Origin of the sequence: Rhodococcus sp. IEGM 1366 (assembly GCF_033142425.1) — a bacterium.
GTDB lineage: Bacteria > Actinomycetota > Actinomycetes > Mycobacteriales > Mycobacteriaceae > Rhodococcus_F > Rhodococcus_F globerula.
The window spans coordinates 592483-615510 of sequence record NZ_JAWLRZ010000002.1; the positions used below are offsets into that span (position 1 = coordinate 592483).

The following is a 23028-nucleotide window of genomic DNA, read 5'->3' on the forward strand; positions in this document are numbered from 1 at the left end:
TATTTGCCGCTTCGACTAGCTGGAGGCAACAAAAAATGGGCGACGTCAGCCCGGCGCGGGGTGGGGACTTTTCCGCGTGGTTCATCGACCAGTTTGCGACGTATTGGCAGTCGGGCGGTGGTGCTCGCATCGAGGGCCGGATCGCCGGCTATCTGCTCATCAGTGAATCACCGGGAGTCAGTGCCGAGGAGTTGGCCATTGCTCTCGACACCAGTCGTGGATCTGTCTCCAACTACATTCGACGGCTTATCGATCGTGGATTTGTGAAGCTCGTTCGTAAGCCTCGCGATCGAACTCATTATTACGTCATGGATTCCGACGTGTGGGGCGGCTTCCTCGAGAACGAGCACCAGTACCTCGAGAATCAGCGCACGCTCGCGACCGAGGCACTCCAGTATGCAAACCCCAACGGCCCCGCCTACATTCGTGTGCTGAACATGCGCGACTACATGGGCTGGATCATCGACAATCGCATGCTGGGCAGTGAATGGGCTCGATTCAAGGAAGTGCGGGACGGGGCAGTTCAGGACGAGGCAGTTCGGGACGAGGCAGGACAAGATAGAGCAGGGCCCGCACCTGAATAAGGTACGGGCCCTGCGGGTCTCGCCGGATTTATTTGTTCAGTTTTGCGACTGCCTCGTCGATCATCGGTGCGTAGCGCTCGAGTGACCACGGGACGGTCAAGGGATTGATCATCGATGATCCCGTCACAAAAGGCTGGTCCGTCGGGGCGATGATAGTTCCTCGTGCGACGGCCGGAATCTGCTGATAGGCGGGCTGCGCTTCGATTTCGGCCCGGTTCGCGGGATCGGAGTAGAAGGTGAACAGCAGATCCGAATTGTTCAGGAGGTGAGCATTCTCGAGGCCGATCACTGCAGAATCGGTACCTTCGGACTCGGTCAGCGTGTTCACGACTGGATCAACCTGCAAGCCCAGTCCGCGAACCATGGCAACACGCTGCTCTTCGGCGAAGAACACGCCGAGTGTTCCTGGGCCGGTGTTGTAGATGAACGAGAAGCTTACGTCTGCGTAATCGGGATGTGCTGCAGACGATTTCGCGAACTGGTCTTTGATCTTGTCGATCTCGGCGGTGGCTTTCCCGGTTTCGCCCATGGCCTTTCCGATCACGTTGATCTGCTCTTCCCACGTGATGGTCCACGGGCTTTCCTCGTACGCAACGGTGGGTGCAAAGGCGTTGAGGGAGTCGAACTGCTGCTGGGTGATACCGGACCATGGTGCGAGGATCAGATCGGGATCAAGAGCGATGATCGCTTCGATGTTCAGATCGGCTCCGCCGGTGAACTGCTCGGGGAGTTCACCGCCTTGTTCGGTGACTGCCTCGTGAACCCAGGGGAGGTAGCCGGATTCGTCACTGCCCCACGAATATTTCTCGACGCCGACGGGAATGGTACCCAGCGCGATGACTGTCTCGGCGGAACCCATGCCGAGCGTGACGATCCGCTCCGGCTTCTCGGTGATGACTGCCTTGCCGAGAGCATGCTCGATAGTGACGGTCTCGAAGTTGCCGGTATTGGTGTCGGTGGTGTCGCTGCTACTGGTACTGCAACCGCCGATTGCCAGGGCGGCGATGACAAGTCCACTCAGGAGCGCAGACCGGCGGAGGGATCGCACGGGGGCGTATCGCATGAAGAGCCTTTCGGTGTCGAGGCGCCGGAGTGCTCTTGTGGCTCTCGTGGATCACCGAGCAAGATGGACTAGCGCACAGGAAGCATAGTCTAGCCTTCCCTGAACTTTCAAGTCAATTGAAAGTTCAGACCGCCTGCACCGGTTGTTCAGTCCGTCGGCATGGATCCCAGGCGGGCCAGGAGTGGCGCCGCGTCGACAAGTTTGGCCGCGTCGTCGGGATCCATTCCCGCCAAGAGGCTTCGAATGCCGTCGGCCCACATTTGGTCGATCTTCTGGTTGTTGCGGGTGGCCACTGGGGTTTGGTGCAGGCGGAACGAGCGTCCGTCGCTGGGATCGGATCGCTTTTCGAGTAGGCCTTGGTCCACCAGTCGGCGAACCGTTGTGCTGACGTTGCTGCTTTGCAAGTTCAAGGCGCGCGCGATCTCCGACACCGTACTGCCGGGATGTTCCTCGATTACGCGGAGGACTTCGATCTCGGAATGGGGGAGTCGGGACAAGCCTGCCTCCTTCTCGCCGAAGCGCCGCAATGCCCACACCACTGAACGCGCCGTATGCGCCAAGCGCTGGACGTCGTCATCTGTTGCAACCGATTTGTTGGACACGCACCCAGTCTAGACGTTAAGATATATATATATCTATATCTATTTCTAGATATAGCCGTAGTGCAAAACTGGATGAAGGATCAATGTGAAACAGCACGTGCAGGAAGCAGACACCATGGTGGAGTCCGACCCGGTGTCTGTGTCGGACGCGGGACACGCGACACATCTACCCGCCAAGATCATCGCAACATTGGCTCTGTTGGCGGCTGTGGCACCACTGGCCATCGACATGTATCTGCCGGCATTCCCTGAGATGTCGGTGGAGTTCGATACCAGCGCGTCAGCCGTACAGCTGACACTCACAACCTTCCTGGTCGGTCTTGCCCTTGGACAGCTTGTGTTCGGCCCGCTCTCCGATCGGTACGGTCGACGGCCGTTACTTCTCATCGGGACTGCGGCTTGCGCCGTCTTCAGTGCGGGTGCCGCACTGGCGCCGAGTATCGAACTTCTGGCCGCAGCGCGCTTTGTGCAGGGCTTTGCCGGGGCGGCGGGAATTGTCCTGGGCCGCGCAGTGATCTCCGATCGTGCCTTCGGTGCCGCTGCGGCAAAATTGTTCAGCCTGCTCGTGGTGATCAACGCAGTAGCACCGGTAATCGCGCCGCTACTCGGCGGTGTTGTTGTCACTAATTTCGGGTGGCGTGGCGTGTTCTGGGTTCTGACAGTGCTGTCCGCGTTGATGTTCGTGTGCGTCCTTGCATTGGTATCGGAAACGCTCCCGAAGGAATTGCGCACCACCGGCGGCGCTGCCGCGATGCTGGGTGAGGCTCGAAACGTTCTGCGGAACCGCCGGTACGTCGGGTTCACCCTCGCGTACGCCTTCGCTTTTGGTGTCATGTTTGCGTACATCTCTGCGTCACCGTTTGTCCTGCAGAATGTGCACGGACTCTCCACTGCTTGGTACACAGTCGTTTTCACCGTCAACGCGGTCGGCCTTGTGATCTTCAGCGTCGCCAACGGCGGGGTTGTCGCGAAACTAGGTGACCGGCTGACGTTGCGGATCGGTCTCACCTTGCTCGCGGTGTTTTCGACAGTCATGCTGATCAATGCGCTTGCCGGGCCCGTTCTGTGGATCACTCTGATCGCGTTGTGGTGCACGATGGCCAGCCTCGGCCTTGTCATCGCCAACGCCACAACCTTGGCGCTCGGTGAGGCGCGGCAGGCCGCCGGTACCGGATCGGCAGTGCTTGGTGCGCTGCAGTTCCTGCTCGCTGCTGCGATTTCCCCGCTCGTCGGGATCGGCGGGGAGGGCACCGCCCTGCCTATGGCCATCGCAATGGTCGTCAGTGCGCTCATCGCGCTGTCGGCGCTTGCCCTGACGAGAGGGAACGCTTCAGCAGACGCGCAGTAATCTGTGCCGAACTCGCCACAGCCGACCCGGGACACCACCAGTCCCGGGTCGGTTTTTAGGTGGAAGGAAGCGAAATTTCACCCTCGGCGGGTGATGTCCGACCGCCAGTGGCCGGATACATTTCAGCTACCCGTTTCCTCGAAGTAGAAGTGCGCGAAGTAGAAGTGCGCGAGAGAACAGTGCAGGTTGAAGCAAGGCGGTCAGCGGATTTTGCTCAATTCACCGACGGATAAACGGACATATGGGAAAGATTGCGCGAAAGCGTCGTGTTCGGTTCGCGGAGTACGCCTAGCTGAAAGGGCTTTGCCTCATGCTCATCATCGGAATGATCTTGTTCGGAACCGTCATCGGCGCGGGTGCCCAGTTGATCCTCGGTGGCAACACTCGACGATTGGACTGGCCCTTCGCTTTCATCGCGGGAATTGGTGGATCGCTGGTCGGTGGCTTGCTCGTGAGTCTGATTGCGGGTGACGGACTTTCATTGCGTCCCAGTGGAATCATCGGCTCGCTGGTCGGAGCTGTCCTGATCACCGCAGGTTGGCAGTGGTACCGCCGGACTTCGAGCAACGCTGCGCATTCCACCGATCGCTAACTTTCATCGTCGACATCTCCTTCTGCGAGAGGCAAGAATATGACCGACACATCGTCACCGTCACACGCTCATCCGGTGCGCAGTGGCATCGCGACCGGCACAAATTTTGCAGCAGCAGCCCTTCTCTTCATTGTCGGCATCATTTCTCTCCTTCAAGGGATTTCGGCTGTCGCGAACGACGACCTTTTTGTTGTCGGGGTCAACTACGTCTACGAATTCGATGTGACGACGTGGGGTTGGATTCACATTGCCCTGGGCGTCGTTGGCCTAGCGATTGCCATCGGAATGATGATGGCTGCCACGTGGGCGCGTATCGCTGCGATCCTGATTGCAGCGCTCTCGATCATCGCGAACTTCCTGTGGCTTCCGCATTATCCGCTCTGGTCGATCCTGATCATCGCGCTCGATGTCATTGTTATCTGGGCCGTAGCCACCTGGGATGCCGAGGACTGACCGAGCGAGGCTCGAAGCGTCTCGGCAGAAGGTGCCTCGAGGTGTTTTCCGAGTTATTCGTGTCTCCCGGCTTTTGCTCTTGAGGATGCACGTCGCCATCTAGTGTGTGATTGGTGACCACAGAAAAGCCCATACAGGGCAGCGGACGCCGCGCGGGCGGACGGTTGTCGCGGGGGGTTGTTGCCGCCTACGCCGCGGGAAGTGTCGGGACGGGTGGTTTTGGCGTCCTGCCAGGATTGGTACTGGCGTACTACCTCACCGACACCTTGGGCGTCGCGGCTGGTTTGGCGTCGCTGGTAGTAATTGTTCCCAAGATTGCGGACGTACTTGTCGATCCGCTGATCGGCACGGTCAGCGATCGAAGTTCGCATCGAACGGGCACGCGCGTACCCCTGATGTTGGCGGGTTCGCTTGCCCTTCCGTTGCTCTTCGTACTCACCTTTGCTGCACCGGTGTCAGCCGGCCCGGGTGTCGGCGCGGTGTGGGTACTGGTGTTCTTCCTGCTGGCAGCGAGCGCCTACAGCCTGTTCCAAGTGCCGTACATCGCCCTGCCTACGGAACTGACGGGCGACTATCACGAGCGCACTCGATTGGTATCCGTCCGAATAGCGGTACTGGCCTTGGCAATTCTTGTGATCGGTGGCGGGGGACCAGCACTGCGCAACGCTGCTGGAGGTGGGGCTGCGGGCTATCTGGTGATGGCCGTGGGCGTGTCGGCGTTGATGTGCGGGGCAATGCTCTGGGCGGTATTCGGCGCGGCGCGGCGCACGGTGACACGCGCCGATGCCCCGGTGGGCTCATTGCTCTCGCAGTATCGCGACGGATTCGACGCAGTTCGCAGTACGCGATCGTTCCGTTTGCTCGTGATCGTGTTTGTCCTGCAAGCCCTCGCGACAGCCGTGATGTTGGGCGGTGCCCAGTATCTCGCGACGTATGTCATGGGGAACGAAGACGCCATCACGGGGCTGTTCGCGGCGTTGGTCGGCCCGGCGCTGGTCATCATGCCGCTGTGGTACCGCTATTCCCATCGCCACGGCAAGCTTCGCGGATACGTTGTCGCATCGACGGTTTTTGTTGTCGCCACACTGCTTTTGGCGTTCGCTGCAGTTGACGCCGGAGCGTGGATCTACGGTGCGGTCGGACTGGCGGGCGTCGGCTACGCCGGAATGCAGGTATTTCCGTTGGCCATGCTTCCCGACGTAATCGAAGACGATGCCCGCATCGGCGGACGCCAAAGAGGCGGCTCGCTCAGCGGGATCTGGACGGCAGCAGAGACTGCTGGTCTTGCACTCGGACCAGCAGTGTTCCTGCTGTTTCTGGCGTCGACAGGCTTTGTGTCCTCGCAGGCAGGGGAGACGGTTGACCAGCCCGACTCCGCGATCACCGGCATCGCCCTCGGATTCTCGCTGGCCCCGGCCGCTCTGGTCGCGATCAGCCTTGTGTTCCTACGCGCATACAGCAGTGAACAAGAGCACGATGACCGCCAGTGACACCAACTCTTTTCTTGGTAATACCTCGATCGAGCAACGGTCTGCGGAGGTGCTGGAGAGACTCCGCAGCCTGCGTGAACAGGACGCCCCCACACACGGTGGGCGAGTTTTGTCTTACGTGTACGACAGCGGACTGGCAGCGCTTGATCAGTTGGCCATGGACGCAGCGCAATTAGTACAACCCGTCAACGGGCTTGATCCCACGGTGTTTCCGTCCACCGCGGTGATGGAACGCGAACTTGTCGGGTTCGTTCGCGGATTCCTCCACGGAGATGGCGATGTTATCGGCAATGTCACCAGCGGTGGTACCGAAAGTTGTGTGCTGGCCGTCAAAGCCGCCCGCGACCTGCGCGGCCTTCCGCCGGGAAAGGGATCGATAGTCCTGCCTACCACCGCTCATGCTGCTTTCCACAAGGCGGCGCACCTACTCGGTCTCGAACTGATTCTCGTCGCCGTCGATCCCAATTCCGGTCGTGTGCGCGCCGCCGACATTGGATCGGCTCTGCGCAGCGACACGGTGCTGATCGTGGCGTCGGCACCGAGCTATCCGTTTGCTGCTCTCGACCCGATTGTCGAGATCGCGGAGATTGCCCGTACACAGTCGGTTCCGTTTCACGTCGATGCCTGCATCGGAGGGTTTGCCCTGCCCTGGTGGGGTGAACTGCCGGCCTGGGACTTCCAGGTTCCCGGTGTCACCAGTATCTCGGCCGACGTACACAAGTACGGCTACTCGCCAAAAGGTGCGTCGGTTCTTCTGTACCGGGGGCGAGATCTGCACCGTAAGCAGTACTTCGGTCTTACAGCGTGGCCCGGATATCCCGTGGTCAATCCGACCTTGATGGGGTCGAAATCCGTTGCCGCCCTGGCCGGAGCCTGGTCCATCACCCAAGTGCTGGGCGAATCGGGTTACGCCGACCTGGTTGCGCGCGCTCACCGGGCAACTGCCTCGCTCGTGGACACGATTGACGGCATCGACGGTTTGCGCGTCGTCGGAACGCCGGTCGGCCCACTCTTCGCAGTAGCGGCGGATGGGGGAGTGCCGCCGGACCGGCAGGTCGATCCACATCGCTGGGCCACCGCCGTCGGAGTTCGAGGGTTTGTGCTCCAGGGGCAACCCGCGTCGACGCAACCCGACGGCACTGCATTGCCGCGAACCACACATCTCACGATCACACCCGTCACGGACAGTGTGCTGACCGAGCTGACCACGGCATTGTTGTTGGGGGCCGACGATGTTCGCGGCCTTCCCGCGGCCGGGCCGCCGCCCGCGCTGGCCGAGCTGGCCGGCGCGTTCGAGCGCGGTGACGTAAGTGTCGACGACGTTCGCGCATTGCCGAGTGAGGCTGTTGCGGCAGCGCTCGTGTCGGCCGGTCTGGATCCGAAGGGTGCAGGCGACTCGCCCCTCGACATGGCTGCGGTCCTCGCCGCCGTCGAGTCCTTGCCCCGCGAGGTCACGACGCGACTGCTGGTGGAGTTCCTGGCTGGACTCGTGGAACCCTGATTCGGCTGATGGTCCTCTACCCTCTTTTTTGAGCGAAAGGTACATCCATCGCCGTGAACGCGCCGAAAGGTACGTTCGCTCCGAAAGGGGATGCACCAAACCTCACATATGCCGCGAAATTTCGTTGTCCCGGGCGTAGATTTCGAGTATCGGAGGCTGTCGTTTCGGGGAAGGGACGAATGGGTGACTGGTGCCGCAACCAAGGTTCTGACACTGTTCGAGGAATTGGTGGGGATCGAACTCCCAATCCAGGTGCGCTGTTGGGACGGTTCCCAAGCCGGCCCTGCCGACGCAGCGGCTCGGGTCTTTTTCCGGAACCGGCGGGCGCTGCGGAGGGTTCTCTATTCGCCGAACGAATTGGGTTTGGCGCGGGCGTACGTCTCCGGAGACTTGGACGTCGACGGCGATATCTTTGCGCTGCTGGATGTTCCGGAACTTGTTTCGCGGATTGGTGAGCATCGTCTGGCCGGGATGTCGGCACGCACGATTGCCCGGTCGGTGGTGACTTTTGTCGGCTTGGGCGCGGTCGGGCTTCCGCCGTCGCCGCCCGAGATCGAGATGCGCTCCAAACGGGGAAAGCGCCACAGCAAGTCTCGTGATTCGGCGACTGTCTCTCATCACTATGACGTCGGAAATCGTTTCTACGAGCTGTTTCTCGGACCGAGCATGGTGTATTCGTGCGGGTACTGGCCGGACGGCACTGTGTCACTCGAGGACGCGCAGCGAGAGAAACTTGATCTGATCTGCCGGAAGTTGGATTTGAAGCCGGGAATGCGCCTGCTCGACGTCGGGTGTGGGTGGGGATCGATGGCACTGCATGCGGCGCAGAATTACGGCGTCGACGTTGTCGGTGTTTCGCTCAGCCGCGAACAGGTGGAGTACGCCAAGGCTCGGGTAGCGGACGCGGGATTGACCGAACATATCGAGGTTCGGGTGCAGGATTACCGCGACGTGGATGACGGCCCGTACGACGCTATTTCGAGCATCGGTATGTCGGAACACGTGGGTTTGGCGAACCTGCCGGTCTATGCGGCACACCTGCACGGGTTGCTGAAGCCGGAGGGACGCTTTCTCAATCACGCCATTGCTTCGGTGAAGTCGTTGCCGGACAAGGTTGTCGGCGCTCCTGGTTTCATCGACAGATACATCTTCCCGGACGGTGAGATCCTTCCGTTGAGTAAAACGGTTGACGCTCTGGAGCGTTCAGGATTCGAGACTCGGGACAGTGATGCGCTGCGCGAACACTATGCGCTGACACTGCGTGCGTGGGTGGCGAATCTGCGGGAGAACTGGGACGCTGCTGTTGCCGAGGTCGGCGACGCGCGGGTCCGTACGTGGTTGTTGTACCTTGCGGCCAGCGCTCTCGGCTTCGAGGAGGCGCATCGACTGACCATTCATCAAGTGCTGGCGGTGAAACCCGGTGAACGAGGATCAAGTGGCATGCCGCGATCGCGGCGCAACTGGTATCGCTGAGCCGGATCGCGGGCGCGTTCGATGCGTCGATGGTTGACTGAGCGGGTGAACGAGCCATTGCAGGATTTGCCGATTCCGGGAAACCAGAGCGGCTTGGGTGCCGGGCCCGCACTGCGAGTCACCGCGGGACTGGTGCTCGGCATTGTCGCGGGAATTGTCATGTGGATGGTGGGCTTTCCGCGATTCTCCTTTCTGATCGGCTGGAATGTGGCGGCGCTGGTGTTCACGGTCTGGACGTGGATCCTGGTGTGGCCGTTCGACGCTGTGACGACGGCCAGCCACGCGACTCGTGAGGAACCGGCACGCAATGTCGCACACCTTCTCGTTCTCGGTGCAGCGGTGGCCAGCCTGGTCGGTATCGCGCTCCTGCTTGTTGCTTCACCTGACGGCCGTCGATACCAAGTCGTCGCCGCGTCGGTTGCGGTTATCAGCGTTGTCATTTCGTGGATGGCGGTGCACACGCTGTTCGCTCTGGGATACGCCCGGTTGTACTACACAGGTCCGGACGGTGGGATCGACTTCAATCAGGAAGATCCGCCGCGGTACAGCGATTTTGCCTATGTCGCCTATACCGTGGGTATGAGCTTCGCGATCTCGGACACCAATTTGCAGTCGTCGGATATGCGGGCAATGGCGCTCGGCCACGCGTTGCTGTCGTATCTGTTCGGCTCGGTCATCGTCGCGTCGGTAGTCAATTTGATCGCCGGATTGTGAGCTGACACCGGTAGGTCAGGCCGCGGCGCGGCCGATGCTCGACAGGAAGCCTGCCGCCCCGAAGAACAGGCCGGCAAAAACACGGTTGGTGATTCTCTGCTGTTTCGGTGACCGCATGAGCCGCAGGACCCGAGCCGCAAGTCCGGTGTATCCGGTCATCACGACGACATCGACCGCGCACATGGTCGCCGCGATGATCAGGTACTGCGGTACCAGTGGCGCGTTCGGATCGAGGAACTGCGGAAGAACTGCGAGCATGAACACCACGGCTTTGGGATTGCTGGCATTTACCAGGAACCCACGCACCATCATCATCGGACCGGAGCGCCGTGCGGCTTCGGAGTCGGTGGTTATCTCGCTGGGAGCGGACCGCCACTGCCGCACTCCGAGATACACCAGGTAGGCGACGCCCAGCCATTTGATGATCGAGAACGCCGCCGTCGAGTTGGCGAGGATCGCGCCGACGCCGGCCGCGACGATTCCGATCTGCAGGAGAAGTCCGAGTTGCAATCCGAGAATGTTCCAGTAGCCGCGACGGAGTCCGACGGCCAGACCGGAGGACATCGAGGCGATTGCCCCGGCGCCGGGGGACAGACTGATCACCCAGCTTGCGCCGAAGAATGCCAACCAGACGTGCCAACTCATACTTTTGCCTTTCGGCTGGGAAGGTATGCGGCCCGTGATGGTGACGGGACTCCGAAGAAGTGTAGTTGTACGTGTTGGTGGGTTCGGAGTGGTACCGACCGTTCCGGCACGGTACATTCGTTCTTGTTGTCTGAATATTTGCCAGGCGGGGGATCGGCGTGATGAATTTTGGCGGTGACGCAGGACCGCGTTCGTTGATTCGTAATCAGATCGAGGTTTCCGAAACCCGTATGCGTTACGGGATCGCCGTGCTGGTTCCCGTTTTTGCTCTTGTCGGGGTGTGTGCTGCGTTTTCCGATGAAGGTCAGAACACTGCGTTCCGGAGAATTGTTGCGGTGCTGGTCCTCGTCAGTACTCTTCCGGCAGCGTATCTGGTCAGTCGAATTCGATTCGGCATCATCTGGTGGAACCGGGATATGGGGCATCATTCCGTTCCACGGGCGAGCACGTACTTCGTTCTCTATGCAGATTTGGGTGTGACCGTAGTACTGGCGACGTTCGCCAATCACGAATTGGCGCTGTACGGGACAGCTCTGTTTGCGGTGATCAGTGTGTACGTGGCGCATTTTGTCCGGTGGGCAGAGACCGTGGTGCACATGGTCTTCACGAGTTGTGTGATCGCCGTTTTTGCCATTCTCACGTGGCGTCAGGGATACCACGATATTGCGGGAATTCTTGCGAGGGCGGCAACGTCGGTGATCGCTGTCAATGCGACGCTTGTCCTACTCAGGTCGTTCTCGGCGGGCATGCTGACGTCGTACCGCACTCAATTTGCGAATGCCAATCGTGATCCGTTGACCGGACTCCTCAACCGGCGAGGCTTCGAATTGTGGATGCAGATTGCGGAAGAGCGTGAGCCTGGTCGATCCGGCGTGCTACTGCTCGACATCGACAACTTCAAGGCGGTCAACGACGGGTCCGGTCACGACGGCGGTGACACGGTGTTGCGGTTGCTTTCGCGCAGACTCGAACGAGTCGTCGGGGTGGACGCGGCAGTAGCTCGAACAGGTGGCGATGAGTTTGCTATCGCGGTGCGCGGCGATATAGCAGGGCTCACCCGACTTGCAGAAGCGATTCGGGGGGAGGTCGCCGTGCGTTCCGACGACGTTCCGATCACGGTCAGTATCGGTGTTGCACAACTCGCGTCGGGCGCGCACGGGAAACTGACGGGGCAGGAACAGATCAAGGAGGCTTTGTCTCGTGCAGACAAAGCGATGTACGAGGCGAAGTCGGACGGGCGCAATCGCGTCGTGGCTGATGTGTCAGCGCAGTAGTCCACACTGAGCCACATTTCCAGCGCCGCTCGTCCCGTCGATGCGATGATCGATTGATGAGTGAATTTCCGGTTCTCGACCTGACGCCCGACGAATTGTTGACGACAACGCGCACGGTACGAAAGCGCTTGGACCTGACAAGGCCTGTTCCCCTGGATCTGATCAAGGAATGCCTGGAGATCGCGTTGCAAGCTCCGTCGGGATCGAACCGCCAGGGATGGCAATGGGTGGTGGTGACCAACCCCGAACTGCGTCGACAGATCGGCGACATTTACAAAGACGTCACGGAGAGCTATTTGGCGTCGCAGGGGGCTCCTGCGCAGTTGTTCAGTGACGATCCGGATCGGGCTGCAGTCCAAGCGCGTGTCGGAAGTAGTGCCGAGTGGCTCGGCCAACACATGGGTGAAGTTCCGGTGCTGATGATTCCGTGCATCAAGGCGGAGCGGACCTTGCCTGCCGGTAATCAGGCGGGACTCTGGGGATCGTTACTTCCCGCGGCGTGGAGTTACGCATTGGCGGCGCGCGCCCGCGGATTGGGAACGGCGTGGACAACACTGCACCTTGCGCGCGAAGCCGAAGTCGCAGAAATCCTGGGAATCCCGGCGGGCTTCCACCAGGGCGCTCTGGTCCCCACCGCGTACTTCACGGGAGAGACATTCAAACCGGCGGCACGCGAGCCGATCGACAACATTCTGCACCTTGACCGATGGTGAACCTCGAGTACTCGGCGATCTGCTCGCTCGACGGCTATGTCGCCGACAAGGAGGGGAACTTCGACTGGGCAATGCCGGACGCCGAGGTACACGGCTTTGCCAACAACCTCGAACGCGACGTGGGCACGCACCTGTACGGGCGCCGGATGTACGAGATCATGGCGGCGTGGGAAACGATGGCAGATCCCGACCCGATTGCCGAAGACTTCGCTCGGATCTGGCGCCGAGCGGACAAAGTTGTGTACTCGACGACGCTGGCGGAGCCGTCGACTCAGCGAACCCGTATCGAGCGAACCTTTGACTCCGAAGCCATGCGGGCGATGAAAGCAAGCGCGACGCAGGATATTTCGATCGGTGGTCCCACACTGGCAGCGCATGCGCTGGCCGCCGGTCTGGTCGACGAGATTCACCTGTTCCTTTGCCCAGTGATCGTCGGTGGCGGACTGCGCGCATTGTCTGCCGACGTTCATGTCGACCTCGAACTGATGGAGCAGAAGGCGTTTCGGAGCGGAGTTGTCTATCTGCGATACAGAGTGAGGTAGGGACTGAGTCAGGACAGCGATACGGGCATGATATCTGCCACGATGACGTGAATGAGGCCGTCGCGAATCTCGAATGTCTCCCGGATCTCGACCGTCATCAAGCGTGTGTCGGCAACGCCGGCATCGAGGAGATAGACGGCGGTCACGACGTCCCCCTCTTCGGTCATTCGAAGATCACGCACGGACTGAATCACGGTGTACTGCAGACCGTGATCGAGGTCGGCGCTCAACTGAGGGCCCGAGAACCCGGTTTGGATGCCTGCTTCGACGCGCGTGGCGTCCGGCGCGAAGTGCACGTCGGTGACGTCGTGAGAGACCAACGCGTCGATGTAGGCCCGGGCTTCTGCCTCGCGGGGTGAGTCCGGTGCGGCTTGGGCAAGTGAAGCACCGGTAAAAATCATTGCTGCAGAGATGGCTGCAGTGGCGACGGTCTTTCCGAACGTGGACATGAGGGTTCCTATCGCGTGGTGTTGGTGCAACTGAGTGGGGGATCGACAAGCGAGCAGAATGCGGGCGCTTTCACGGGTACGTAATCCGGCCCGACGCCGTTGTCTTCGATGATGTTCCGGTACGTCTCTACGCCGTCGGTGGGGGTACGGGTGAGGGTGGGATCGGTCAGGACGTCGACGGTGTACAGACCGAAACGTGGCCGGTACGAACCCCATTCGTAGTTGTCGGTGATGGACCAGTAGTTGTATCCGATAACGTCGGCGCCGTCCGCGCGGGCGCGTTCCATCCAATAGACGTGGTCGCTCAGATGATTCGAGCGCGTGTACCCGTCGGGGCGAGGATTTCCGTTGTCTGTGGGCATTCCGTTCTCGACGACGTAGAGGGGGAGTTCCGGGTACTTGCGTGAATAGCGCATCAGTGCGTCGTACAAACCCTCGGGCTGTGGTGTGACGTTGTAGAACTCGTCGATCGCGGCGTAGGCCGCGGTCGGGTTGTCCAGTGCCACACCGTAGTAGTAGTCGATACCGAGGAAGTCGAGTTTGTCGCTGACCCGATCGGTGAACACGGAGTCGATTGCCTCCGAGACACCCGGAATGAACGCGAAGTTGCTGCTGACGCGAGCGCCCGGGTCGAGGACGTGGATGCGGTCGTAGATCGATCGGTGCACTCGAACAAGTGCGTCGAACATCAAGGGTGCCTGGGGGAGCGTGATTCCGCCGTACGTCAACTCACGCTGCACGTACACCGTCGGTTCGTTGATCGTGATCCACAATGCGCCGACCCCGGAGTATCGCGCGACCACCTTCTCGGCGTTGGTCAGCCAGTCGGCTTCGGTTTTCGGGTTTGTCCACCCACCTTGATCGACGACCCAACCCGGATATACCCAGTGATCGAGAGTGATCATCGGCGTCATTCCGCGGGCCAGGATATGCGCGACAACATCGTCGTAGTATCCGAATTCGGTCTCGTTCCACGTTCCGGGTGAGGGTTGCACCCGCGCCCATTCGACGCCGAAGCGGAACACCTGCGCGCCCAGATCTGCCGCGCGGTCGATGTCCTCGGTGAAGCGGTGCCGAAAGTCGACCGAGTCGCCGATGATGTCGTGGGTGCGACCCGATGCGGAGTACCTCGACCAGTTGCTGTCGGGGGAGGAACCCTCCGACTGAAAACCGGAAGTGGCAACGCCCCATAGGAACTCCTCCGACGGGGTTCCCGATGCCTGCGCCGGCGATGCCGCCACCCCGATCACGAGGGCGAGTAGGGCGGCGGCAATCGACCGTGACGTGACTCCCATGATGGGAGGTTAGGTCATACAGGTGTCCAGAAAGGTGGCTTTTGCAGGATCAGAATTCAATCGTCATCGGACCGGGAGTCCACATACCCGAACGTTGCACGCGGGATTCGTCGAGTTCCGCGGGTACCGCCGCAGGATCCAGTCGAGTGTATTTCTCGATCGAACCCCAGTCGCGACCCCAGTCGTTGTCGAGATACGACGGTATGGTCTGCGCACTGACGAGGAGATCGATCCACCCGAGCGGACCACCGCCGAAGTGGTCCTGCCACGCTGTGGTCACGAGTGCGCCGCTGTGATCGGGCAGGATGCGGTACTCGGGAACCTCGGCAACGCCGACGCGATGATCGAACGGCCGTTGGCACGGGAAGGCCAGACCCACAGCCCAATCCAACATCACGGGAGCGTCGGAACCGACAACGTCCTGCAGTTTCTGTGTTTGCGGTACACGCGGCGGAGTAACCGCTACCCATTGATCGTCCTTGCTGTCGAGATCGCTGACAACAAGACGAATGGTGTTGGCTTCCACAGGAATCTGGTCGAGAGGAACGCGAAGGTTGCGCCACGACGGCGACGGGCCGATGTCGAGAGGTGCGATCCGGCCACCGATTTCGACGTCATCGGCACCTCGCGCGGTGCCGTATTCGACCTCGACGTTCTGCCCGTAGGTGACGATGCCGTCGGTGTCGACGGATCGGACGCGTCCGGCTGCGGCGATGGAAATGATGTCGCCGCGGGTGCCGCTGTCGCTGAGGTCGGGAAGTTGGTACCACCCACTGGTCAGGGTGCCCGGTGCGGCTTGGCCGTAGCTGCCCATCACCGGAGTTGTGGCGGGATCGAGGCCGAACGGCAACGCGACCGAACTGCCGTTGACGCCGGTCACTCCAGCGCCACCACCGGTTCCGGCGGAGTTTCCGGCCGTGGTCTCGTCGCTGTCGACAGTGTTGGCACCACCGGTGGCGGTCGCTTCCTCGTCGGCGCTGAGGTCGCCGGCAACACCGTTCGGATCAAATCCGGTGGCGCCGCCGGCTGAAAGTGCGGTTGCGATGTCGCCGGACAACGGTGCCAGCATCGATGCGTTCGGATCTGTTTCGAGCAGGACGTCGTTGGCTAGTCCACAGGGTTGTCCGAGCACCGCGTCGACGTTTGCTCGGCCCACCGAGTAGGCCGGGTACTGGCTGATCACGCCCTTGGACATCGAGAGAACTTCGAAGAGAACCATGGCACCGGCCGCGACGGTCAGCGGTGAGATGGCCAGCAGGCGAGCCTGACGCGGCGACATCTCCTTGCCGACGGTGTACGGCTCACGGAAGAAGAACCACGCGGCGACCCCGAGCATCAGCACGGTCAGCCCGAGGAGAACGGTGCTCGCGCCGAGCCCACTGATCGATACGGGTTTGTCCCACCAGGGAACGCTGTAGCTCGAGACGTAGTAGTAGCTGTTGCTGCCGGTGAACGCCACTGCGAGCAGGAACAGCACGCCTGCGGCGAACAGCGCGCGATTGCGCGGGGAACGCAGAAGGGTGGTTCCGACCGCAACTGCCGTCATCATTGCGAGAATTGCTGTCAGCCCCGCGAAGATTCCGAAGTGGTGCGTCCACTTGGTGGGCGAGAACATCAGCAGCGGCAGCGCGCCGATGGTGAGACCGACAATTCGCCGCGGCGGGCCGGCGGCCAATCCGGGGATGCGGCCGCCTTTGCGGAGCATCATCGCGGTGCAGACTCCAAGGCACAGGAACATGACAAACACGCCGAAGCGCCGTGTCAGTGATCCGTCGACGGAGATGTTGAGCAGGTACTGGTAGCGCAGATATTCGTCGAACCACGGGGCGTTCGGTGAGATCGAGTGAACGCGCTGCATTTCGATGACGGCGGCCAGGCTCTGATCGCCGAAGGCGGGGATGAGAATCGACAGTCCTGCAGCAAGAAGCGGTCCGACGGCAGCGAGGTAACCGGTGGTCCGAGCGCGTTCGACGATGATGCCGATGACGGGACGGATGCCGGCGATCAGCGCGGCGAAGCAGATCAGCCCGGACGGACCTGCCGTCAACGTGAACCCGGCAATCAGAATTGCGACGGCAACCGGCAGGAGTCGACGTGTCGCGATGGCGCGTTCGATCGAGCACCACGTCAGGAGAACGCCGAGTGCAACAATCGGTTCGGGGCGCAATCCGTTGTTGAACGGGAGCCAGAATGCGAGAAAAACGAGCGCGCCGGTCCAGAGAGCAAGACGGTTTCCGCGGATTGCTGCGCCGAGGCGCGGGGCGACCTCACGACTGATGACAAGCCACGCGACGACGCCGGCCACCAGTGCCGGTAGCCGGACCCACGGGCTTGCCGGACTGATGTGCGCGAGTAGTCCGAGGATGTTGTAGTAGGGAGTTCCGAACGGTGTTTCCGGGACGGCGAACCAGCGGAAGTAGTTCGACATGTACCCGGATTGCTCAGCTGCCCTGGCCATCGTGAACTGGTAGCCGTCGTCGGTTGTCGTGGCTCCGATGAAGTGCCACAGCACCAATGTTCCGATGACAACACCGTCGACGCGGGTGAATTTCCACCACCTCGTCGGCAGAAATTTGCGGCTGTGACGGCCGTCGAGATTGTCGAGGCGGTGCAACGCGACGAGCGAGATGATCGCGGTCAGCGCACCGAGAATCATGGCGAGCGTTTTGATCGTCGACGGGCTCGACGTGAATCGGGAGTCGGAGACTATCGAGACGTCCAATCCGGCGGCAGCGGTGTTCAGGTCGCTGAACACGCCGACAACTTGCGGCCGGTGGTCACCATCGAGAATCCGTGGCTCTGACCCGGTGACGGAGACCGTCGTCCGGGTGGGCTCGGCGAGCACCGTCAGCGCACAACCGCCGGGGAGTTCGTCGAGCGGTCCCGAGAACACAACCTCGTCCCGCAGGATCGCGTCGACGCGTGCGGGTGCGTCTGCCGATGCGGGCGACACCGTAGCGACAAACCCGTAGCGACGCGCATCGGCGGCGCTTGCGGGCGCGGTAGATACGAGGGTTCCACCCGTTGCTGCCAGCTCGTTTATCGACGCGCACGGAATGGAGGCCTCGAACCGCTGCGGTGTGTACGAGACGAGGGGGGCTTCGACGCTGGTCGTCGAACCGGCCTGTGGCCAGTTGATGCCGGCCGTGTCCTGCTGGATAGGCAGGAACGGTATGGATACACACGCGAGGATTCCGAGAATGGAGGCAACGATTGCCACCATCCTTGCGTGCGACTGCCGTGCGGCGCGCTGCGGAATCGGCGGGTTGGGAGGTGCGGCCACGGCCACGTCACTGTCTGTCACGACTTTCGACCCTAGCGGTGCGTGACGCGTTTGTTATAAACACAGCGACCTTCGAAATGTCGGATGTGGAATTTGCCTAATCCCGCGACGCCGATCGACCGTGACCGCCGCCACTGGCGGCGATGGCGGGTGGTCGCTGAGCGCCGCAGGTGGACCGGTGCTTAACAGGGTGCGACTATCCTGAATAATTGACGTCAGTTCTGTGTTCTCTCTGCGAGACACAGGTCCCCCGTTTGCGTACGAGAGGAACTCTCATGCTTGCCCGCACCGACCTGCGTGGTCGTACCCCATCCACGGCCGAACTTCGTGCCGCGCTTCCGCGAGGTGGAGTGGATGTGGATGCGGTGCTGCATCAGGTTCGCCCGATGGTCGAGGCCGTTCGCGATCGCGGCGCAGAAGCTGCTCTCGAGTTCGGCGAGAAGTTCGACGGCGTTCGTCCCGGGTCGGTTCGTGTGCCCGCAGCTGAGCTCGAGCGCGCACTTCGTGAACTCGACCCGGCAGTCAAGGAAGCCCTCGAGGTTGCGATCGAGCGCACTCGCAAGGTGCACGCCGATCAGCGTCGCAAGGACACCGTCACAGAGGTCGTTCCGGGTGGCACGGTCACCGAGCGTTGGGTTCCGGTCGAGCGTGTTGGTCTCTATGTTCCCGGCGGCAATGCCGTGTATCCGTCGAGCGTTGTCATGAACGTCGTCCCGGCTCAGACCGCCGGCGTCGGATCGTTGGTTGTCGCTTCGCCGCCCCAAGCTGACTTCGGCGGATTGCCGCACCCCACCATTCTTGCCGCAGCAGCCATGCTCGGCGTCGACGAGGTGTGGGCCGTCGGCGGCGGGCAGGGCGTCGCCCTCCTGACCTACGGCGGAACCGACACCGATGGAACCGAGCTTGTCCCGGTCGACCTCATCACCGGTCCCGGCAACATCTACGTCACTGCGGCCAAGCGTCTGTGCCGCGGACTGGTCGGCATCGACGCAGAAGCCGGTCCCACCGAGATCGCGATCCTCGCCGACCACACCGCTGACCCGGTCCACGTTGCCGCCGACCTCATCAGCCAGGCCGAGCACGACGTGATGGCCGCCAGCGTCCTTGTCACGACCAGCGTTGAATTGGCCGACGCGGTCGACAAGGCTCTGGCCGCGCAACTCGAGATCACCAAGCACCGCGAGCGCGTCACCACCGCCCTCACCGGAAGCCAGTCCGGAACCGTTCTGGTCTCGGACGTCGCAGCTGGTCTCCGCGTAGTCAACGCCTACGCAGCCGAGCACCTCGAGATTCAGACCGAAGATGCCACCGGTGTCGCAGCTCAGGTCACCAGCGCCGGAGCGGTTTTTGTCGGTCCGTGGGCGCCGGTCAGCCTCGGCGACTACTGCGCCGGCTCCAACCACGTTCTGCCGACGGCCGGCTGTGCACGTCACTCGTCCGGACTGAGTGTGCAGACGTTCCTGCGCGGCATCCACGTGATCGACTACTCCGAATCGGCATTGAAAGATGTTGCCGGACATGTCATCACGCTGGCCAATGCTGAAGACCTGCCGGCTCACGGTGAGGCTGTGCGTCTGCGGTTCGAGGCTCTGCGATGAGTGCCGCTCCCGGAGCGTCGATTTCGGTCGACGCGCTCCCGATTCGCGAGAACCTGCGCGGTAAGTCCGCGTACGGCGCTCCGCAGTTGACGGTTCCCGTACAGCTCAACACCAATGAGAACCCGCATCCGCCGACGCAGGCGCTCATCGATGACGTCGCCGAATCCGTGCGTGAAGCGGCCAAGGAACTGCACCGTTACCCCGACCGCGACGCTGTGGCGCTGCGGACGGATCTTGCTGCGTACCTGTCGAAGCAGACGGGTGTACCGGTCACCGTCGACAACCTGTGGGCGGCCAACGGATCGAATGAAATCCTGCAGCAACTACTCCAGGCCTTTGCCGGTCCTGGACGCAGCGCGATGGGATTTGTGCCCTCGTACTCGATGCACCCGATCATCGCGGACGGCACCGATACCGAGTGGGTCGAGGTCTTCCGTCGGGATGACTTCGCATTGGACGTGGATGCTGCCGTCACCGTGATCGCGGAACGTCGACCGGATGTCGTGTTCGTGACCAGTCCCAACAACCCGACCGGCCACAGTGTCGGCATCGCGGAACTGCGACGCATCCTCGAGGTGGCGCCGGGCATCGTCATCGTCGACGAGGCTTACGCCGAGTTCTCCGCCGCCCCCAGCGCGATGACGCTCATCGACGAGTTCCCCACCAAGATCGTGGTCACGCGCACGATGAGCAAGGCGTTTGCGTTTGCCGGTGGCCGACTCGGCTATCTGGCTGCCGCCCCCGCGTTCATCGATGCATTGCTGTTGGTGCGCTTGCCGTATCACCTCTCGGTGGTCACGCAGGCTGCCGCGCGCGCTGCGCTGCGTCACGCCGACGAGACCCTCGCCAGCGTTCACGCATTGTCAGCCGAGCGTGATCGGGTATCGAAGGCATTGGCGGACACCGGTTTCCGAGTGATTCCCAGTGACGCGAACTTCATCTTGTTCGGTCAATTCACCGACAGTGCGCAGGCGTGGAAGGAGTACCTCGATCGAGGTGTCCTCATTCGCGACATCGGCATCCCCGGATATCTGCGGGCGACGGTCGGACTCGAAGCCGAGAACGACGCGTTCATCAAAGCCAGTGACGAGATCGCCGGTACAGAACTCATCAACGCAGGAGAAACGGCATGAGCGATCGCATTGCGCGGATCGAACGAACGACGCGAGAATCCAGCATCGTCGTCGAATTGAACCTGGACGGGACCGGCATTGTCGACGTTTCCACCGGCGTTCCGTTCTTCGACCACATGCTCACCGCGTTGGGTACGCACGCCAGCTTCGACTTGAGTGTTCAGGCGAAAGGTGACGTCGAAATCGACGCTCACCATACCGTCGAGGACACCGCCATCGTTCTCGGTCAGGCGTTGGGTCAGGCATTGGGGGACAAGAAGGGTATTCGCCGATTCGGTGATTCCTTCATCCCGATGGACGAAACCCTCGCGCACGCGTCCGTCGACGTGTCCGGCCGTCCGTACTGCGTGCATACCGGGGAACCGGATTACATGGTGCATTCCGTCATCGGCGGGTACCCCGGCGTTCCGTACCACGCGGTGATCAACCGCCACGTCTTCGAGTCGATCGCGCTCAATGCTCGTATCGCCCTGCATGTTCGGGTTCTGTACGGACGCGATCAGCACCACATCACGGAGGCCGAGTTCAAGGCTGTTGCTCGCGCTCTGCGTGAGGCCGTCGAGCCGGATCCGCGCGTGAGCGGCGTGCCTTCGACGAAGGGCACTCTGTGAGCGTCCTCTTTACCTATCTGTTGTTCATCGGCGCGGGAATCGCTGTGGGCGGGGCCTACTCGATGTTCAAGGTGAACAAATTGGCGTCGGGAATCCTTCTGGCACTGGCAATTCTTGCAGCGGTAGCCGGCGCGCTGCGCATCTGATGGTCGAACGCACATCATCCCCGGGGTTACTCCGAACCCCGGGGATGATCAGTGTCCTGGTCATGGCTGCTGCCGCCTTTGGTGGCTGGTCGTTACTGCTTCCGGTTGTTCCGTTGGTGGTGGCGCAGTCGGGTGGCTCCGACGCCTTGGCCGGGGCCGTGACGGGCGTCTTCATGGCGGCTACTGTGCTGACACAGTTGCTGGTGCCGCGCTTGTTGAGGACTCGCGGCTATCGTCCTGTACTCACTGCGGGGTGCCTGTTGCTCGGGCCACCGTCGCTGGTGCTGTTGATGTTTTCCGATTCGATTGCGGCGTTGTCGGTGTCGGCAGTGCGCGGTGTCGGATTCGGTTTGCTCACGGTCGCCGGCGGCGCATTGGTCGCGGAATTGGCGCCCAGGCGAATACTGGGCCGAGCTACCGGAGCCCAGGGCATCGCGATTGCAGCCTCTCAAATGGCAGGGTTGCCACTGGGTTTGGCGATAGCGGCAAGATGGTCGGCCACACCGGTCTTCGTTTTGGGCGCCGTGGTTCCGGCGCTCGCGGTAATCGCCATCACCCGCTTGCCGAAATTGCGCGCTCAGCCAACCGGCACGTCTGCGCGAGTGAGTGTGTTCACGGTGATGGTCCCCGTGGTCGCGCTTGCGTGCGTGTCAGCGTCGTTCGGCGGCTTGTCCTCGCTGTTGCCCATCGCAATTTCGGATCGTGCCGCGATCGCCGGCGTGGTGCTGGCGACGGCCAGTGGGTCCATGCTGGTGGGTCGATACTCAGCGGGATTGATCTCCGATCGATTCGGTAGCGGCAAGATGCTCGCACCGGCCTTGGTGTCGGCGACAGTCGGTCTCCTCCTGTTCGCCCTGAGTGTCGACGACGGTGCGAATGTGGTGTTGATCGGCGCTGCAGTGCTTTTCGGGTTCGGATTCGGTGCTGTGCAGAATGAATCCTTGGTCATGGCTTTTTCGGCTGCAGGTCCGAAACGCATCGGATCGGCCAGCGCGATCTGGAACATCGCATACGACGCCGGAACTGGAATCGGCGCGATTGCGCTGGGATTTGTGGCATCGGTGTCGGGATACACGTGGGTATTCATCGTCTCGGCAAGTGTCGTCGCGTTGATCCCGGCACTCGCTGTGGCCGGCACATCGATCGGCCGACGGGGCGATCCGAAACCGGACAACCACACGGCAGGTTCTAAGATCCGGAGCTATGACAACCTTTGACGACACGGTTATCGCCGGTGTGACCGCTCATATGAATGCGGATCACACCAGCGACAATCTGATGATCGTTCGGGCTTTCGCGGAGCCGACCGCGACCAGCGCGCGAATGGTGGGCCTCGATTCGGTTGCGGGCGAGTGGGTTGCCGATGTCGACGGTACGGAAAAGCTCGTGAAGGTTCCGTGGCCCGAGCCGGCAGTGGACCGCGCCGCCATCCGGACGCAAGTGGTTGCTCTGTGTATGGACGCGTACAACAAACTTGGTGTCGCGAGGCCTGAGCACTGATCGCAGTAGCGTCAGACGT

General features: G+C 61.6%; 23 protein-coding genes. 17 read left to right on the plus strand and 6 right to left on the minus strand.

Annotated features, from left to right (window positions below):
* Positions 1–35 precede the first annotated feature (35 nt).
* Complete coding sequence (locus R4P64_RS08735; RefSeq protein WP_084703020.1) at positions 36–584, plus strand: GbsR/MarR family transcriptional regulator; 549 nt, start codon at positions 36–38, stop codon at positions 582–584.
* Positions 585–612: 28 nt separating this feature from the next.
* Here R4P64_RS08735 and R4P64_RS08740 read toward each other — a convergent pair whose 3' ends face one another.
* Together R4P64_RS08740 and R4P64_RS08745 are read right to left on the minus strand one after the other, a co-directional pair.
* A complete protein-coding gene (locus tag R4P64_RS08740; protein WP_045070188.1) occupies positions 613–1647 on the minus strand; it encodes an iron-siderophore ABC transporter substrate-binding protein in 1035 nt (344 codons plus the stop codon).
* Positions 1648–1793: 146 nt separating this feature from the next.
* Positions 1794–2249, minus strand: coding sequence for a MarR family winged helix-turn-helix transcriptional regulator (locus R4P64_RS08745; RefSeq protein WP_084703018.1), 456 nt, complete (start codon positions 2247–2249; stop codon positions 1794–1796).
* An 85-nt stretch (positions 2250–2334) separates the two neighbouring features.
* On the opposite strand from R4P64_RS08745, the gene R4P64_RS08750 reads away from it, so the two are divergent.
* The 7 genes from R4P64_RS08750 to R4P64_RS08780 all read left to right on the plus strand — a co-directional run bounded on the left by R4P64_RS08750 (position 2335) and on the right by R4P64_RS08780 (position 9820).
* Entirely contained in the window at positions 2335–3597 is a 1263-nt protein-coding gene (locus tag R4P64_RS08750) for a multidrug effflux MFS transporter (protein WP_317820319.1), read from the plus strand.
* A gap of 310 nt (positions 3598–3907) precedes the next feature.
* Entirely contained in the window at positions 3908–4189 is a 282-nt protein-coding gene (locus tag R4P64_RS08755; RefSeq protein WP_033230926.1) for a hypothetical protein, read from the plus strand.
* A gap of 39 nt (positions 4190–4228) precedes the next feature.
* The gene (locus R4P64_RS08760) at positions 4229–4642 is read left to right on the plus strand and encodes a hypothetical protein (RefSeq protein ID WP_033230925.1); all 414 of its coding nucleotides are present in this window, start codon (positions 4229–4231) and stop codon (positions 4640–4642) included.
* 113 nt (positions 4643–4755) lie between these two features.
* The gene (locus R4P64_RS08765) at positions 4756–6132 is read left to right on the plus strand and encodes an MFS transporter (RefSeq protein WP_411742653.1); all 1377 of its coding nucleotides are present in this window, start codon (positions 4756–4758) and stop codon (positions 6130–6132) included.
* Positions 6119–7633: a pyridoxal phosphate-dependent decarboxylase family protein gene (locus R4P64_RS08770; protein WP_317820320.1), complete on the plus strand. Its 1515-nt coding sequence runs from the start codon at positions 6119–6121 to the stop codon at positions 7631–7633. The genes R4P64_RS08765 and R4P64_RS08770 overlap by 14 nt, the downstream gene beginning before the upstream one ends.
* A gap of 183 nt (positions 7634–7816) precedes the next feature.
* The gene (locus tag R4P64_RS08775) at positions 7817–9106 is read left to right on the plus strand and encodes a cyclopropane-fatty-acyl-phospholipid synthase family protein (RefSeq protein WP_317820321.1); all 1290 of its coding nucleotides are present in this window, start codon (positions 7817–7819) and stop codon (positions 9104–9106) included.
* Positions 9107–9127: 21 nt separating this feature from the next.
* Complete coding sequence (locus R4P64_RS08780; RefSeq protein ID WP_202025942.1) at positions 9128–9820, plus strand: DUF1345 domain-containing protein; 693 nt, start codon at positions 9128–9130, stop codon at positions 9818–9820.
* 15 nt (positions 9821–9835) lie between these two features.
* Here the strand turns inward: R4P64_RS08780 and R4P64_RS08785 are convergent, their stop codons facing one another.
* Positions 9836–10465 carry a LysE family transporter gene (locus R4P64_RS08785; protein WP_033230922.1) on the minus strand — a complete coding sequence of 210 codons (630 nt, stop codon included), beginning with the start codon at positions 10463–10465 and terminating at the stop codon, positions 9836–9838.
* 161 nt (positions 10466–10626) lie between these two features.
* Between R4P64_RS08785 and R4P64_RS08790 the strand changes: the two genes are divergently transcribed.
* Genes R4P64_RS08790 through R4P64_RS08800 form a run of 3 tightly spaced genes read left to right on the plus strand, consistent with a single transcriptional unit; the run spans position 10627 to position 12994 of the window.
* A complete protein-coding gene (locus tag R4P64_RS08790) occupies positions 10627–11739 on the plus strand; it encodes a GGDEF domain-containing protein (RefSeq protein ID WP_317820324.1) in 1113 nt (370 codons plus the stop codon).
* 56 nt (positions 11740–11795) lie between these two features.
* Entirely contained in the window at positions 11796–12452 is a 657-nt protein-coding gene (locus tag R4P64_RS08795; protein ID WP_317820326.1) for a nitroreductase family protein, read from the plus strand.
* Entirely contained in the window at positions 12446–12994 is a 549-nt protein-coding gene (locus R4P64_RS08800) for a dihydrofolate reductase family protein (RefSeq protein ID WP_317820328.1), read from the plus strand. Before R4P64_RS08795 ends, R4P64_RS08800 begins: the two co-directional genes overlap by 7 nt.
* Positions 12995–13002: 8 nt before the next feature.
* On the opposite strand, the gene R4P64_RS08805 is transcribed toward R4P64_RS08800, so the two are convergent.
* From R4P64_RS08805 to R4P64_RS08815, 3 genes are read right to left on the minus strand one after another with little or no spacing between them, the layout of a single operon-like run.
* Positions 13003–13443 (minus strand): nuclear transport factor 2 family protein, encoded by a 441-nt coding sequence (locus tag R4P64_RS08805; protein WP_095886460.1) that lies wholly within the window; start codon positions 13441–13443, stop codon positions 13003–13005.
* An 8-nt stretch (positions 13444–13451) separates the two neighbouring features.
* Positions 13452–14738 carry a glycoside hydrolase family 1 protein gene (locus R4P64_RS08810; RefSeq protein WP_317820330.1) on the minus strand — a complete coding sequence of 429 codons (1287 nt, stop codon included), beginning with the start codon at positions 14736–14738 and terminating at the stop codon, positions 13452–13454.
* A gap of 49 nt (positions 14739–14787) precedes the next feature.
* Positions 14788–18027, minus strand: coding sequence for an arabinosyltransferase domain-containing protein (locus R4P64_RS08815; RefSeq protein WP_411742661.1), 3240 nt, complete (start codon positions 18025–18027; stop codon positions 14788–14790).
* A gap of 269 nt (positions 18028–18296) precedes the next feature.
* Here R4P64_RS08815 and hisD point away from each other — a divergent pair, with 269 nt between their 5' ends.
* The 6 genes from hisD to R4P64_RS08845 all read left to right on the plus strand — a co-directional run bounded on the left by hisD (position 18297) and on the right by R4P64_RS08845 (position 23009).
* Entirely contained in the window at positions 18297–19619 is a 1323-nt protein-coding gene (gene hisD, locus R4P64_RS08820; RefSeq protein ID WP_033230917.1) for a histidinol dehydrogenase, read from the plus strand.
* Positions 19616–20752 (plus strand): histidinol-phosphate transaminase, encoded by a 1137-nt coding sequence (locus tag R4P64_RS08825; protein WP_045070174.1) that lies wholly within the window; start codon positions 19616–19618, stop codon positions 20750–20752. The genes hisD and R4P64_RS08825 overlap by 4 nt, the downstream gene beginning before the upstream one ends.
* On the plus strand, positions 20749–21363 hold the full coding sequence (gene hisB, locus R4P64_RS08830; protein WP_033230915.1) for an imidazoleglycerol-phosphate dehydratase HisB: 615 nt from the start codon (positions 20749–20751) through the stop codon (positions 21361–21363). The genes R4P64_RS08825 and hisB overlap by 4 nt, the downstream gene beginning before the upstream one ends.
* Positions 21360–21509, plus strand: coding sequence for a hypothetical protein (locus R4P64_RS08835; RefSeq protein ID WP_033230914.1), 150 nt, complete (start codon positions 21360–21362; stop codon positions 21507–21509). Before hisB ends, R4P64_RS08835 begins: the two co-directional genes overlap by 4 nt.
* Positions 21510–21571: 62 nt before the next feature.
* Positions 21572–22726 (plus strand): MFS transporter, encoded by a 1155-nt coding sequence (locus R4P64_RS08840; protein ID WP_317820334.1) that lies wholly within the window; start codon positions 21572–21574, stop codon positions 22724–22726.
* On the plus strand, positions 22713–23009 hold the full coding sequence (locus R4P64_RS08845; protein ID WP_317820336.1) for a DUF2470 domain-containing protein: 297 nt from the start codon (positions 22713–22715) through the stop codon (positions 23007–23009). Before R4P64_RS08840 ends, R4P64_RS08845 begins: the two co-directional genes overlap by 14 nt.
* Positions 23010–23028: the final 19 nt, after the last annotated feature.